This window comes from Paenibacillus sp. MMS20-IR301, from assembly GCF_032302195.1.
Taxonomy (GTDB): domain Bacteria; phylum Bacillota; class Bacilli; order Paenibacillales; family Paenibacillaceae; genus Paenibacillus_AQ.
In genome coordinates this window covers 3989803-4004788 of the sequence record NZ_CP135275.1, presented here as the reverse complement: position 1 = coordinate 4004788, position 14986 = coordinate 3989803, and the positions used below count along the sequence as shown (strand labels likewise).

8 protein-coding genes are annotated in these 14986 nt (G+C 50.8%); 7 read left to right on the top strand and 1 reads right to left on the bottom strand.

The annotated features are described in order from the left end of the window. Positions 1-22: 22 nt before the first annotated feature. The 7 genes from LOS79_RS17200 to LOS79_RS17170 all read left to right on the top strand — a co-directional run bounded on the left by LOS79_RS17200 (position 23) and on the right by LOS79_RS17170 (position 13950). Entirely contained in the window at positions 23-5149 is a 5127-nt protein-coding gene (locus LOS79_RS17200; RefSeq protein ID WP_315411240.1) for a glycoside hydrolase family 66 protein, read from the top strand. A 66-nt stretch (positions 5150-5215) separates the two neighbouring features. Then, complete coding sequence (locus LOS79_RS17195) at positions 5216-6967, top strand: cache domain-containing sensor histidine kinase (RefSeq protein WP_315411238.1); 1752 nt, start codon at positions 5216-5218, stop codon at positions 6965-6967. A gap of 3 nt (positions 6968-6970) precedes the next feature. After that, on the top strand, positions 6971-8593 hold the full coding sequence (locus tag LOS79_RS17190; RefSeq protein ID WP_315411236.1) for a response regulator transcription factor: 1623 nt from the start codon (positions 6971-6973) through the stop codon (positions 8591-8593). A 75-nt stretch (positions 8594-8668) separates the two neighbouring features. Further along, positions 8669-9631, top strand: coding sequence for an ABC transporter permease (locus tag LOS79_RS17185; RefSeq protein ID WP_315411234.1), 963 nt, complete (start codon positions 8669-8671; stop codon positions 9629-9631). Positions 9632-9643: 12 nt separating this feature from the next. Next, positions 9644-10522: a carbohydrate ABC transporter permease gene (locus LOS79_RS17180; RefSeq protein ID WP_315411232.1), complete on the top strand. Its 879-nt coding sequence runs from the start codon at positions 9644-9646 to the stop codon at positions 10520-10522. A 104-nt stretch (positions 10523-10626) separates the two neighbouring features. Further along, the gene (locus LOS79_RS17175; protein ID WP_315411230.1) at positions 10627-12201 is read left to right on the top strand and encodes an ABC transporter substrate-binding protein; all 1575 of its coding nucleotides are present in this window, start codon (positions 10627-10629) and stop codon (positions 12199-12201) included. Between the two features lie 117 nt (positions 12202-12318). Further along, positions 12319-13950 (top strand): glycoside hydrolase family 13 protein, encoded by a 1632-nt coding sequence (locus LOS79_RS17170; protein WP_315411228.1) that lies wholly within the window; start codon positions 12319-12321, stop codon positions 13948-13950. Positions 13951-14058: 108 nt separating this feature from the next. Here the strand turns inward: LOS79_RS17170 and LOS79_RS17165 are convergent, their stop codons facing one another. Beyond that, positions 14059-14958, bottom strand: coding sequence for an AraC family transcriptional regulator (locus LOS79_RS17165; protein WP_315411226.1), 900 nt, complete (start codon positions 14956-14958; stop codon positions 14059-14061). Positions 14959-14986 lie beyond the last annotated feature (28 nt).

Genomic DNA, 14986 nt, shown 5'->3' with positions numbered 1-14986 from the left:
ATGAGTATGAAGGAGCGGTCTAATGTTCAGGAAATTAGCTATTCTATATCTCTGTCTTCTGCTGTTGCTGGTTCAGACTTCTGCCACAGGCTATGCACGCAGCGGAGCGGCTCCGGCAGAGGCGGAGCCGGCAGCTGCTGTGAATCCCAAAATCCTAAAGATGGTGCCTTCGAAAGCAAGGTTCGCTCCGGGCGAAGCCGCTGAGCTGATTCTGACCCTCAATCAATCTGCCGGCTGGAGCGGCAAGCTGCATCTGCAGATTTATCAGCTGAATACGCTGGTTGCCGAAGGCAGCAAAGATCTGACGGTTCTCCAGGAGGGAAGTAACATGCTTACCGTTGGCTGGACACCTCCGGCTGAGGATTTCCGCGGCTATACGGTGAAAGCATGGATCGAGGGAGCTGCTCCAACCGATTATGCAACCGCAGCGATTGATGTTTCGAGCGACTGGACGCATTTCCCGAGATACGGCTATGTTGCTGATTTTCCGCAGGAAACGGCGGAAGCGAGTGACGCCAAGCTCAAAGAGCTGTCTCAGGACTATTACATTAACGCCTACCAGTTCTATGACTGGATGTGGCGCCATGATGTCTCGGTCTACTCCAAGACTAATGAGAACGGACGGCCGCTGACAGATGCGGACGGCAGCTTTTTGGATGAAGATATTAACGCTGATACCCGCTATGCAGATCTGCTGGGACGTTCGCTGTATCCCTTAACCGTCAAGCAGCAGGTAGAGGCCGCGCAGAAATACGGCTCTGCAGCCATGGCATATCAGATGAATTATGCGGCACGCGAGAACTATGAAGATTTCGGTGTCAGCCCGGAGTGGGGGCTATATAACACGGATCAGCTTGACAAGAGCAATCCGCAGAAGGAGCAGAACGGATATACCTTCGATGTGAACGGGAAGACCACCTCCCTGTTCCTGCAAGATCCGGGCAACACGTTCTGGCAGGACTACATTACCAAACAATTTGACCGCTCCATTAATACCTTCGGCTTCAACGGTATCCACCTGGACCAGTGGGGAGCGAATGACAACAATTTCCTGTACGACTACAACGGCAACAAACGTTATTATTCACTGGATTACGCCAAGCTGATCGGCTCAGTCAAGGATTCACTGCTCGCCAATAATCCCGCGAAGAGCAATGTCACATTCAATATGGTCGGAGGCAATGCCGAGTACAGCGCTGTGCCGAATCCGGAGACGAAGACTGACTTTGACTACAGCGAGATTTGGCAGGACCGCAACCATTACCGCGATATTCAGAAGGTCGTGGAGGATACCCGGATTCGAAACGGCGGCAAGGCAATGGTCATTGCCGGTTATATGAACTATAAGGAGGCTACGGGTCTGCCGGCACGGGGTACGGAAGCGCAGGGTGTTCCGTTAACGCTGGATTACCAGTCCCGGATTGCCAAGGCTTACGGCTGGGTGGGCAATTTCGGGCGCAAGGATACGGATGCGGTAACATTTACGGTAAATGCACCCGCAGACGGCATGTATTCCCTTATCTTGAACTACGGGCAGGGCAATGGCTCCGGTTCTCCAGAGGGGCAGCTGCTAGTGAACGGTGAAGTTGCCGCCGCTGCCATTCCTTTTGACGCCGGTACGGGGTGGGGGAATCCGACCGCGCAGGCCGGAGTGCAGGCTATGCTGAAAAAGGGTGAGAATTCAGTTAAGCTTACGCTGAACACCAACAACCTGTGGCTTAATCTTGCGAGCCTGGAAGTGCTGGGGCAAGGGATGAATGAACGCTATGAGGCAGTGGAGGCCAAGCTGGATAATGTGATTGTGGATCAGTACAGCCATGTCTATTATTTTGACACCACCGGTGATTACGTGAAATTCTACGTTAACGTTCCCGCTGAAGGAGAGTATCCGCTCGGATTCAGCTATGCTTCGGATTGGCAGGCAGTGAAGCGTGACTTGCTCGTTAATGATGTGCCCCAGGGAGAGGTCTCCTTCGCCGGCAGGGGGACATGGGATAAATTCTCCGAGCAGGAGCATCTGTCACAGGTTCATCTGAAGGCAGGCGATAATGTCATTACTCTGAAGGCAAACACCGATGATCTGGGCATCAAGCTCAAGGATATGACGGTCGGCGCGCAGAAATATTATGCCCTGTATGCGGATACTCCGCAGACCAACAGCATCAGGTACAGCGAGAGCAAGACAGACAACTTCGGGCAAGCCGGACAAACAGTCACCTACAATGTATATGCGGACCGTGCGCTGGATACAATTACCGTCCTGTATCATGGCGGCAATGAGCCTGTGATGTCGGTGCTGGTGGACGGAGAACCTGCTCCGCAGGCGCAGAATATCACGTTCCCCGCAACAGCGGGCGGCTGGGACGGCCAGATGCAGCCTATTGAATTGCCAGTCTTTGTTCAGGCGGGACATCATTCCATTACGCTGAAAATGGAATCAAGCGGGCAATATGTCAATGTTGGCGGGATTCTTGCCGGCGGTTATGAATACAGTACAGGCGGTGCGGAAACAACAGGAGGGGTTGTGCCTGTAACCGGCTATGCCGCAGACTTCAATAATGTCAATGACCGGGTAGCCTTTACCGTGAAGGCGGCGCAATCAGGCATGTATGATCTTGGCTGGGTTTATCAGAATGAGGCCCACGGCGCAGTGACTGTCAGCCGCAGCGTGTATGTTAACAATGGCGCGGGCACTCCTGTAAGCTTTGTACCCACCGCCGGCTCCGGGTGGGGAGAGGCGGCAGTGAACGGCATAGCGCTTACGGAAGGCGAGAACCGAATTGTCATCAAGATGACGGAAGGGCAGGACAGCGGGATCAGGCTGGATAGGCTGAAGGTTACATTATCCGGTGTGACGGACGCTGTAACTCGCAGCCATGAAGCTGAAAGTACGGATACCGTGCTGCCGTTCTCGCTGTATAAGGATACCGTGCTGAACTTTGGCGAAGCCGGGCAGCAGGTGAGCTATCCGGTGACCATCCCTCAACCGGGGGAGCAGAGTCTGATTTTCACCTATTCCAATGCAGGCGGCTTCACAACCCGTTCGGTCTATATTGACGGTGTGCGCGCCAAGGATGAACACGGTAAAGAGCTGAAGATTGGATTGGACGGCACAGAGAGCCTTGAGAAGTATAGCGGGGACGGATATGTGATTGTTCCACATATGGAAGCGGGAGCACATACCGTTACACTTAAGATGGAAGCGGACGATGTCGCCGGATCGATCCGGCTGCGCGGAGTAACCGCCGGCTATTTCAACGAGCCGTCCGTAAGGCTGATGGATGCCGGGCTGGCAGCGATGGGGGCAACCCACATAGAGCTGGGAACAGCCGAGAAGCAGGCGGAAGGCCCGAATATGCTTGCCCATGAATACTATCCGAACCGCAGCAAGAAAATGCTTGAATCCACCAAAGAAGCCATGCAGGAATACTATAAATTTAATGCAGCCTATGAAAACCTGCTGTTTGACAGCAAGCCGGATGCTTCCGCGGTTGTCACCGTGGAGGCGGCCGGCGGCAAAATAGCAACCAGCCAAGACGCAGCGGAGAATACACTCTGGACAACGGTCAGACAAAATGACGATAATACCGGGTTTGAGCGGTATGAGGTGCTGCATCTGATCAACCTGCTGCACAATGACGACAACTGGAGAAATGCGGCGGATGCACCGGCAGTCCTCAATCAGCTGAAAGTGTCTTACGATATCGGGATTTCAGAGAATGAGGCGCCGGATCTGAAGGTCTATGCCGCCAGTCCGGATACCGGACAGGGTTTGTCACAAGAGCTGAACTATACCTGGAATGGCGAGCAATTGCAGATCGAATTGCCGTCACTGGAATATTGGACGATGATTTATATTGACAAGGCGCCGAAGACCGCAGTCGTTCAGCCGATTTTCAGCGATGAAGAGCCGGGCCTTCCAACTCCGATGCCAACGGGAACTCCGGCTCCGGCAGCTACAGCCGCTCCGGAATCAACGGTAATATCTGCTGCGAAGCCGATGGCAACGCCTGAACCGGAATCAGCGGAGCCGGGGACGCTCGTCTTGCAGGCGAAGGACGTGAGCGATGCGGTTGACAGAACAATCACCATCGCGGTCAATGAGGAAAAGTATAACCGGATTCTGCTGCCTGTCTCTGTCGCGGAAGGTTTACAGGCTGAGATCCTGCGGCTTCAGGGCAGCCGGTTCACACTGGACTTCAGACATGATAATATTCTTCAGCTTCTTGAAGAGAATAAAGGTAAGCTTACGGCCGGGTCACAAATTCAAATGATCTTCACTAAACTCGGAACAAAGGACGTTTCCCTTCCGGATGTGAAGCCTTGGATTCCGGCAGGGCCGGCCTATGAATTTGAATTCGGCGTAACGGCAGCCAATAAAGACTTACTCAAGCTGGCTGCTTTCAGAAGTCCGGTGCAGCTTACCTTAAAGGCTGGTGAACTTGGCGGACAAGTGGATCTGTATCCCTTGCTGGGGATCTACTCCTACAATGAGCAGCTGAAGAAATGGGATTATGTCAGCGGCAGAATAGATACAGCTAAACAGGAAATTAGCGCGGAACTCAGTCATTTCAGCCTTTACACCGTATTTGCCTACGACAAAACGTATGCCGATGTGCCAGGAGATCACTGGGCGTACAAGGCTATCCACATCTTGACGGCAAAGCATGTGATTAATGGAATGACGGAGAATACCTTCAATCCGTCAGCAAAGGTCACACGCGCACAATTTACAGCATTGCTTGCCAAAGCGCTGCAATTAAAGGGAGACGATCCGGCTCCATTTACGGATGTAGCTGCCGGCAGCTGGTATGCCGGTGATGTTGCTGCGGCTTATCAGGCGGGCATCATTACCGGAAGAAGCGGGACACGGTTTGCGCCTAATGAAGCGATAACCCGGCAAGAGATGGCAGTGATCCTGGCCAAAGCATTGGACAAGGCAGGCGGTATTGGCCTGGCAGGGGGAACAGCATCCTTCCGGGACAGCGGGGAAATTTCAGCCTGGGCACAGGCAGCCGTTCAGCTTGTACAATCTGCCGGTTTGATGAAAGGCTATACCAATGGAGCCTTTAAGCCTGGGGCTTATGCCACCCGGGCAGAAGCGGCACTAACCATAGAGCATTTGATAAGGCAGAGCAGCAGAAGTTGACTTGAGCAGTTTAAGGGCCGCTATAGCGGCCCTTAAACTGCTGTTATGCCACAGAAAGGATGTATTATGAAAAACAGGAAAAACTCGCTGGGGGTTAGGCTTATTCAACTGTTTGCGGCGATAACGATACCGCTGCTGTCCGTGCTTTTTGCAGGAGGATACTATGCCAAGCAAAATGTACTGGCGCAGGTGTCCAGATCGTATCAGAACCTGGTCAACTCCAATTTGAAAATGATGGAGAGCAGCCTTGAGGATATTACGATTAATCTGGTCGATATTGTCGATCATGATGAGAGCTTTCTTCAACTCAACCGGCCGGGACTGACAGATTCTGAGTATTTTTTTGCCCGTATGGGAATTATGCAAAGAAATCAGGCTTATCAGGCCTATTACCATAGCGTGGACATGTTCTATCTGTACTCCAGCGTCAATGATACGTTGACCCTGTCCAATGTACTCGGAACGACGGAGGAGTACATGGATGAGGTGCGGGCCTGGATTACGGACAGGGTTCACAATGACGATCAATTAGAACCGCTGCAGTATAAATGGACAATCATCAAGATTGCGGGAGATTACTTTCTCAACCGGACAGTCGGCAACAATCTGGGCAATCCCTCCTATATCGGTGCGCTCATCCGGATTGACTCCATGCGCTCCCCGCTTAGCAACCTGAATCTGCAATCCGGCGGTGATGTGCTTATTGTGGATAATGAAGGGAATATCTTAACCAGTCCTTCAAAGTCAAACGGCTACGACTTTAAGCTGCCGCGCGAGAAGCTGGACCAGAATTCTTCGTTTTCTTTTACGCGTGACGGGGTGAAACTGTTCGTGGTGTCCAGCCAGTCAGCCGCTCTGGGGATCAATCTTTCCGTGGTCATCCCCGATTCAGAGCTGCTTCAGGGCTTGAATATCTTCCAGATGATTATTAATGTATTGCCCTTTTTTATTTTGATCATTCTACTGGTTTACTTATATTATTTCCGCCGTATGGTCATCCGCCCGATTCTGGATTTGCTGGGCGGCATTCACCGCATCAGAAAAGGGTCTATGGAAACCCAGCTGCCTGCTTCCAACCTGATAGAGTTTCAAGCACTGAACCAAGCGTTCAATACCATGGTTGTAGAAATTCAAAATTTGAAAATTGATGTATATGAGGAACGGCTGAATGCCCAAAAGGCAGAGATGAAGCATTTACAGATGCAGATTAATCCTCATTTCTTTTTGAATACACTCAATATTATTTTTCAGCTTGCCGACCTGCAGCGTTACGAATTAGTGAAAAAGACGGTGCGCCATCTGGTGCAGTATTTCCGCTTTATGCTTCAGGTCAAGGATAACAGCATTACTTTGGGACAAGAGATCGAGCATCTCCGCAACTATCTTGAAATTCAAAAGATGCGCTACCAGCAGTCCTTTGATTTCCGGATCACCCTGGCTGAGGAGCTTCGCAGCGCCGTTATACCGTCACTGATTGTCCAGCCCTTTGTCGAAAATGCCATGCTGCACGGCATAAGTTTGAAAGCAGAAATCTTTCATCTGGAGATTTCGGCATACCGCTCGGAGGAAGTGGCCGATACCATGATCGTTGAAGTCACGGATAACGGTAAAGGCGCCGGGGCCGGGAAGCTGCAGGAGTTGAATGCACCCGATTATACACCGGCCGCAGATGAAGGGCATATCGGAATCTGGAATGTGAAACAGCGGCTGGCCATGATTTACCGGGGCAAGGCCGGGATTCACTTCAGCGATAATGAGCCATCCGGATTCCGCGTGCGGATGAGCCTGCCCATTGAATATACAGAAGAGGAACGATGAGAGATGCGATTATTAATTGTAGATGATGAACAGTTCGCTGTGGAGGGGCTGCTCTATTGCTGTGATTGGAAGGCGCTTGGGGTCGAAGAGGTTTTGACGGCGGACAGGGCGGACAGGGCCAGGGAGATGCTCAGCGCGAACAGAATAGAATTGCTGATTTGTGATATTGAGATGCCGGATGAAGACGGTCTGTCGCTGGTCGCTTGGGTGAGGGAGCATTCTCCCTGGACAGAGTCGATCTTTCTGACCTGCCATTCCGAATTCTCCTATGCCAAGAAGGCCGTTAACCTGGGGAGCTTTGATTATCTGCTGAAGCCTGTGGACACAGAGGAGCTGTTGTCTGCCGTCTCGGGAATGATTGCCGCCATCCGCGAGAAGGAAGAGTATGAATCCTACAACAAGATGTACCATAAGTATCTGAATCTGTGGCAAAAGGAAAAGCCGAAACGGGTAGAGCGCTTTTGGCAGGATTTGCTGTCGCGCAGCATTTTATCTTTTGGAGACTTTGTTGACCGGGAGCTGGCAAGTGCGGGCGTGGGGCTGCATCCCGGCGATCTGGTGCTTCCCGTGCTGATCAGCATTGAGGAATGGTCCAAGCCGCTCAGTCCGCGCGATCAGGAAATTATGGAATATGCGGTGAAAAAGGCGGCGGAGGAATGCTTTACGGAAGAGCATCCCGGCGAGGCTGTTACAGATAAAAGCGGGGTGATCTTCATTCTGCTGTATGCCAAAGGCGCACCGGGGGAACCGTCTAAGGAGAAGCTTAGCCTGCAGGGGCTGACGGCCACGGGGAAACGGTTCATCACGATTTGCCAGGAGCTGTTCTTCAGTATAGTGACCTGCTATGTCGGCTCATTCAGACCCCTTCAGGAGCTGCCCGGAATGTGTGAAAGCCTGAAGAGCATGGAGCGTGACAATATTTCCCGGACCCAATCGGTACTGTTGTATGTACCACAGGAACAAGTGCTGCTGTCTCCGGATTCGGATGAGATTGAACTCAGCGATTTACTTGCTTATATGCTGAACGGCAAGCGGGAGTCCGCTGTCCGTTTCATTCATAACCTGACAGAGAAATTGGAAGCCAGTCCCGGTTTCCAGGGAAGAAATCTCGATGCCCTGCATCAGGATACCCTGCAGATGATCTACCACTTCCTGCAGGTCAGGGGAATCAATGCCGGAAGCATTGCCATGTTCACAGACTGGACCACCGCCCGCATTAGGGGATTGCTGCAGTACAGGCATTGGGTGGAAGGGATGGTGTCGGCAGTCATGGAAGCGGAATTCGAGCGGCAGGAAAAGGGCGGGGTGATTGAGCGCTCCATCCGCTACATCCAGCAGAATGTGGAGGAGGAGATCTCCCGGGATATTGTGGCGGATTATGTGGGACTGAATCCGGCTTATCTCTCCAGACTGTTCAAAAAGGAGACCGGCCAGAACCTTATTGATTTCCTGATTGCTGTGAAGATGAACCGCACCCGCGAGCTTCTGGACACTACGGAGATGTCGGTTAGCACGATAGCACAGCAGGTAGGCTACAGCAATTTTTCACATTTCACCAAAATGTTCCGCAAGCAGTTCGACGTAAATCCGCAGGAATACCGTAAAGTCACAAAACGATTAGACTAAGGTTATAAAAACGGCAGTGCCCTTGCAGGCAACTCCTTATAATGAAGCCATAACCCAATAAGAAGGTGTGGAACTATGGCTTCGGAAAAAGCAGTACAAACACAAATCGGCAGCTCGCAGCCCAATTCGAAATGGAAAACCCTCTGGAAATATAGGGCCTTGATTGTTCTGGCGCTGCCTGGCGTGCTGCTGATGATAATCAATAATTATCTGCCCATGTTCGGTATTTTTCTGGCCTTCAAGGACCTGAACTATACGGAAGGCATATGGGGAAGCAAGTGGATCGGACTGGACAACTTCAAGTTCCTGTTTGCTTCAAACGACGCTTGGCTGATCATCAGGAACACACTGCTGTACAACATCAGCTTCCTGATTATTAATACGGTACTTGCCGTGTTGCTGGCACTTCTGCTTAATGAGGTCAAGAATAAATTAGCCTCCAAATTCTTTCAGAGTACAGTGATCCTGCCCAACTTTATTTCCATGGTCATTGTCGGGTATATCGTCTATGGATTTTTGAATCCGGAGCTGGGATTCCTCAATAAATTTATTCTGGAGCCCTTCGGACTGGACCCCAGAAACTGGTATGCGGAAGCGCAGCATTGGCCTTATATTCTGACCATAGTCAATACCTGGAAGGGTGTGGGTTACTCGGCGGTTGTCTACCTGGCAGCAATTGTCGGGATTGACTCGGAATATTATGAAGCTGCCGTCATTGACGGGGCAAGCCGCTGGAAGCAAATGACCAAGATTACGATTCCGCTGATTGCTCCGATCATTATCATCATGACCCTGCTGGCGATTGGCCGGATTTTCAATGCTGACTTTGGACTGTTCTATCAGGCAACCATGGCTTCCGGCATGATCAAAGAGACAACGGATGTTATTGATACTTATGTATACAGGGCGTTAATGGTTACCGGTGATACGGGACTCGCCTCCTCGGCAGGGCTGCTGCAATCGGTTGTCGGCTTTACACTTGTCATCACTGTCAACCTGATTGTCCGTAAATTCAGCAAAGAAAATGCTTTGTTCTAAAAGGAGAAAATCATGATCAACAAACGAACGAATCCCTTCATCCTTATTTTCCTGTCCCTGTTCAGCTTGGCTTGCCTGATCCCGTTCTGGCTTGTGTTTATGATTTCGCTTGCCGATGAAGATTGGGTCACCGTCCATGGATACAGCTTCTGGCCCGGAAAGTTCAGTCTGGTTGCTTATCAATACTTGTTTGAGGATGCCGGGAAAATCCTGCGGGCTTACGGTGTCTCTGCCTCGGTAACGGTAATTGGTGTCGTTGTCAGCCTGTTCGTGACTTCGGCAATGGCCTATGCGTTATCGCGGAAGGAGTTTCCGCTAAGAGGTGCTCTGAGCATCTTCATCCTGATTACGATGCTGTTCTCGGGCGGCTTGCTGCCCTGGTATCTTATCTACACCCGGTTCCTGCATGTTCAGGATACACTCATGGCCCTGATCATTCCGGGTCTGATCGGCGGGTTCAATGTCATCATCATGCGGACATTCTTCACCAACAGCATACCGCCTTCCCTGATTGATTCATCCCAGATCGACGGTGCCGGAGAATTCAGAACCTATTTCAGCATCATTCTGCCGCTGTCCCTGCCGGTAATGGCCACCATCGGGCTGTTCACTACCGTATCCTACTGGAACGACTGGTTTACAAGCCTGGTCTTCATCCAGAACGAGAAGCTGTTCTCCCTGCAATATTTGTTGACCAAAACTTTAATGAATGCTTCATTCCTGCAGAGTATTGCCAACAAGGCCTACAGCTCGACCGCACAGGTCACAACACCACTGGAATCCATCCGGATGGCGATGGCCATGATTGCCATCGGACCGCTGGTCCTGGTCTTCCCCTTCCTGCAGAAGTATTTCGTAAAAGGCCTTACCGTAGGCGCTGTGAAAGGCTGATCCCGGCCTAATGCTGGATTAGTATATGCAAGCTGAGGTTGTACCGCAAAACCGCAAAACAATGTTCCGCAAAAAAAGAAGTATTCCAGGGAGGTCTACTATTTATGAAGTGGTTAAAAAAGAGTTCCGCTTTGTTGACAACACTGCTGTTGACGTCAGTCGTAGCAACAGGCTGCGGCGGGAATAATGCTGCGAATTCACCGGCCGGCACAGCTCAGCCGGAGAGTACAGCCAGCTCTGAACTAAAGCCTTACGAAGTTGTAATGGTATTTCCTGATGCGCCTCAGAATGATAATCAGCTCGTACAGGATGCGATGAATGATTATCTGAAGAAGACGTATCCGGAGCTTAATGTAACTGTCAAGCTGAATCCTATTGACTGGGGCGCCTGGAGCGATAAAACAAACCTGATGATGGCCTCCGGCGACAAAATGGACCTGCTGTTTACGGCGGACTGGCTGGGATTCCAGCAACAGGTGACCAAAGGCGGGCTGCTGCCGCTGGATGATCTGCTAGCTAAATACGGTGCGGATATCGAAGCGGTGGAAAAGGATTATCATGATCCGGCTAAACGCGGCGGCAAGCTTTACGGTATCCATACCCATCAGGAGCTGGGAGGTACACAAGGCGTTTATCTAAGCAAAGAGCTGGTGGACAAATATAACTTTGATCTGAGTGTGCTGAAGTCCGGTAAGGTAGAGGACCTGGAGCCGATGCTGCAAACGATCAAGGAGAATGAACCGGGAGTTACCCCTCTGGTGGCGCCAAGCTTCCCGCTCGAAGCTTATTATTCCTCCACTAACCTGGATTCCATTGCAAGCATTGCTGCTATTAACACCGTAGGAACACCGGCAGATGATTATACGGTTATCAATTCATACACTACTCCACGGTATATGGAGCTTGCCAAGCTGACTAACAAGTGGTATAAGGCCGGATATATTAACAAGGATGCACTGACTCCCGGTCTGGATGCATGGAAGAAAATCCAGGCAGGCAAAGGCTTCGCCTATGTTACCGATATGGATATTATCGCTGATATGGAAATCGGCAAAGCCGCCGTTTCACCGAATGGTTCGATTAAAGCGGGCCGCGAGATGCTGCAGATTCCGCTCAATATTGACCGTCTGCAAACCGGCAAGATGACAGCAACGATGTATGCGATTTCAAAAAGCTCTGAGGATCCGGAGCGCGCCATGATGCTGCTTAATCTCTTTTATAAGGACAAGGAATTGCTGACCCTCTTTAACTTTGGGATTGAAGGAACACACTATGTGCTGAAGGACGGACAAATTGCGCTGCCGGAAGGCAAAACTACAGACAACGTAGGCTACTACCACGATATTATGTGGCAGCTCGGCAACCAAATGCTGAACTACACCCGTGTAGGCGAAGATCCGAACAAATACCAGAACTACGAGAAATTCAACGAACAGATTACAGCTAACCCTTCGCGCATTTTTGGATTTATCTTTGATCCGGAGCCGGTGAAAAATGAACTGATCTCGATCGACAATGCCAACAAAACCTTTGTTGACGGACTGAAGTCCGGTCAGCTCGATCCGGAAGAGGTGCTCCCTAAGATGCTGGAGAAGCAAAAAGCGGCAGGAGCGGACAAAGTTATTGCAGAAGCGCAAAAACAGCTTGATGCCTGGCTTAAAGAAAACGGTAAGAAATAGTCAAAGCTCCATTACCAATTTCATTACCGTCAGACAAGGGGCATAATCCTTCGGTTATGTCTCTTGTCATTTTTGGTCTATGGCTATAGATAAATAGAACATATAGGAGTGATTGAATTGAACCATACGAAATGGTGGCAGACAGCAGTTATTTATCAGATCTATCCAAGAAGCTTTCAGGACAGCGACGGGGACGGAATCGGCGATCTGCGCGGGATTATTAACAGACTGGACTATCTGGAGCAGCTTGGGATAAACGCAATCTGGCTTAGCCCCGTATACAAGTCGCCCAATGACGACAACGGCTATGACATCAGCGATTATCAGGATATTATGACCGAGTTCGGAACCATGGCAGACATGGATGAATTAATCGGACTTGCCCGGCAGCGCAGCATCCGGATTATTATGGATCTGGTGGTCAACCATACCTCGGATGAGCATCCGTGGTTCATCGAAGCCCGCAAGGGAAAAGACAACCCGTACCGCGATTATTATATCTGGCGTGATCCTGTGAACGGCGGGGCTCCAAACGCCCTGCGTTCAACCTTCAGCGGATCGGCCTGGGAGCTTGATGAGACGAGCGGCCAGTACTTTCTGCATTTGTTCAGCCGCAGACAGCCAGATCTGAACTGGGAGAACGGGAAGGTCCGGCAAGAGGTATGGGACATGATGAATTTCTGGCTGGACAAGGGGGTTGGCGGATTCCGCATGGATGTCATTGATCTGGTCGGCAAAATACCGGATCAGGAGATCACCGGAAACGGTCCGAGGCTTCATGAGTATCTGCAGGAAATGAACCGGGAGACCTTCGGCAAGCATGATGTGCTGACGGTGGGAGAGACTTGGGGCGCGACCCCGGAAGTAGCCAAGCTATACTCCAGTCCGGACCGGAACGAGCTCTCGATGGTGTTCCAGTTTGAACATATCGGCCTGGATCAGCAGGACGGGGGGGAGAAATGGGATTTGAAGCCCCTGAATGTAAGCGAATTGAAGCAGGTGCTGGCGAAATGGCAGACGGAGCTCGGGAACGAGGGCTGGAACAGCCTGTTCTGGAACAATCATGATTTGCCGAGAATTGTGTCCCGTTGGGGAAATGACAGGCAGTACCGTGTGCAAAGCGCCAAAATGTTCGCTATTCTTCTGCATCTAATGAAGGGCACGCCTTATATTTATCAAGGCGAGGAGCTCGGAATGACCAATTATCCGGTGCAGGAGATCAGCGAAGTGCAGGATATTGAGAGCATCAATATGTATCATGAACGTCTTGCAGGGGGCTATGCGAAGGAGGATATTATTCATTCCATTAACGCCAAGGGAAGAGATAATGCCCGCACTCCGATGCAATGGGATGCCGCCCCGCACGCAGGTTTCACCACCGGAGAGCCGTGGCTGCATGTGAATCCTAATTACATGGAAATTAATATGGAAGCCAATCTGGAAGACCCGGATTCGGTGTTCCATTGCTACCGTAAACTGATTGGGCTGCGGAAGAACAACCCGATTGTGGTCTGGGGCGATTTTGAACTGGTGACAGGCGTGCCGGATCAGGTGTTCATGTACTTCCGCCGGTATGAGGGACACACCTGGCTGGTAACCGCTAATTTCAGCGGGGAAGGGACAACGCTGGAGTTGCCGGAGATCGGTCAGGCCGGGGAGTTTATCATTGGCAACTATTCCAGATATGAAACGGACTTTAAGGAATTGCAATTACAGCCGTACGAAGCATTTGCCGTTAAACTAAAGTAGGCCTTGCCTCCAGCCGGGGCAGCATCGGATACAAGCGATGCTGCCCCGGCTTTTTGCGGCGGTTCTCCAGGCAGCTGTGCTGCCGGCCCGCAGCTGCCGGTTTGAGCTTTAACGCAGATTCTTTCCCTGCTTCTGCACCTCTTTGTAATATTCGGAAGGTGTAACGCCCACGAACTTTTTGAACACTTTACTGAAATGATAAGGATCATCCAGTCCCGTCAGATAGCCGATTTCACCGAACGGCAGGTGCGTGGCTTCAATCAGCTCCTTCGCATGATTGATCCGCACGCGGTTGACATAGCGCATGATGCTCTGGCCGGTCAGCTTGGTGAAGACGCGGTTCATGTAGTCGTAATTGCAGTCGAATTCCTGCGCAATCCGGCTTCCGGTTATTTTGTCTGTGTAGTGCTCGTGAATATAGTCCAGCAGGGCATGAACTTTAATCAGGGGTTTGGTAGTGCTGCCTTCTTGTTCCTGAAGGGCTGCGATGAAATGCTCCCGGGAAACTTCAATCAGCCATTCAGTGAACTTCAGGGCGGTTAACCCGCGGTTGAAGTATTTTCTTCTGTATAAACGGAGCATTTCATTCATTGTGTGATAAGAAAGAGACAGGACTTTTTTGGACAAAAAACAATGTTTCGGAAAGTGGCAGATGGAGCTGCCTCCTTCGGTTAGCTGCGGTTCTTCCTCCAGAATGAGGCGCCTGGCCATCGTAAGCATATCCTCCACTTGAACGGATTTAATATCCGGGTGTTCAAAATGAATATAGTAATAGTCGCAGATATGCTTTTCTGTTCCCGTATGCTCTATATTTGGCTCTAAAACAAGGAGATCCCCCTTCTTGAGCACGTAATGGGTTTCGTTCTCCCTAAGGTGGAGCTCGCCGCTTTTGACCAGATACAGAACATACTCGTTTGTTGTTCTTTTGAAATGGAGCCAGGGCTGCTTATAGGATACGAACCCCATCAGCTTGATTCTCGGCAGTGTTCCGATGTTAACGGCAAGCAAGCGTGTCGCCCCCTTACGGTTATTGAAA

What these genes read in the sequence shown, in the direction of transcription:
- LOS79_RS17185 (WP_315411234.1), top strand. Translation starts at nt 8,669, where the DNA reads ATGGCTTCGGAAAAAGCAGTACAAACACAAATCGGCAGCTCGCAGCCC.
- LOS79_RS17175 (WP_315411230.1), top strand. Translation starts at nt 10,627, where the DNA reads ATGAAGTGGTTAAAAAAGAGTTCCGCTTTGTTGACAACACTGCTGTTG.
- LOS79_RS17180 (WP_315411232.1), top strand. Translation starts at nt 9,644, where the DNA reads ATGATCAACAAACGAACGAATCCCTTCATCCTTATTTTCCTGTCCCTG.
- LOS79_RS17200 (WP_315411240.1), top strand. Translation starts at nt 23, where the DNA reads ATGTTCAGGAAATTAGCTATTCTATATCTCTGTCTTCTGCTGTTGCTG.
- LOS79_RS17195 (WP_315411238.1), top strand. Translation starts at nt 5,216, where the DNA reads ATGAAAAACAGGAAAAACTCGCTGGGGGTTAGGCTTATTCAACTGTTT.
- LOS79_RS17190 (WP_315411236.1), top strand. Translation starts at nt 6,971, where the DNA reads ATGCGATTATTAATTGTAGATGATGAACAGTTCGCTGTGGAGGGGCTG.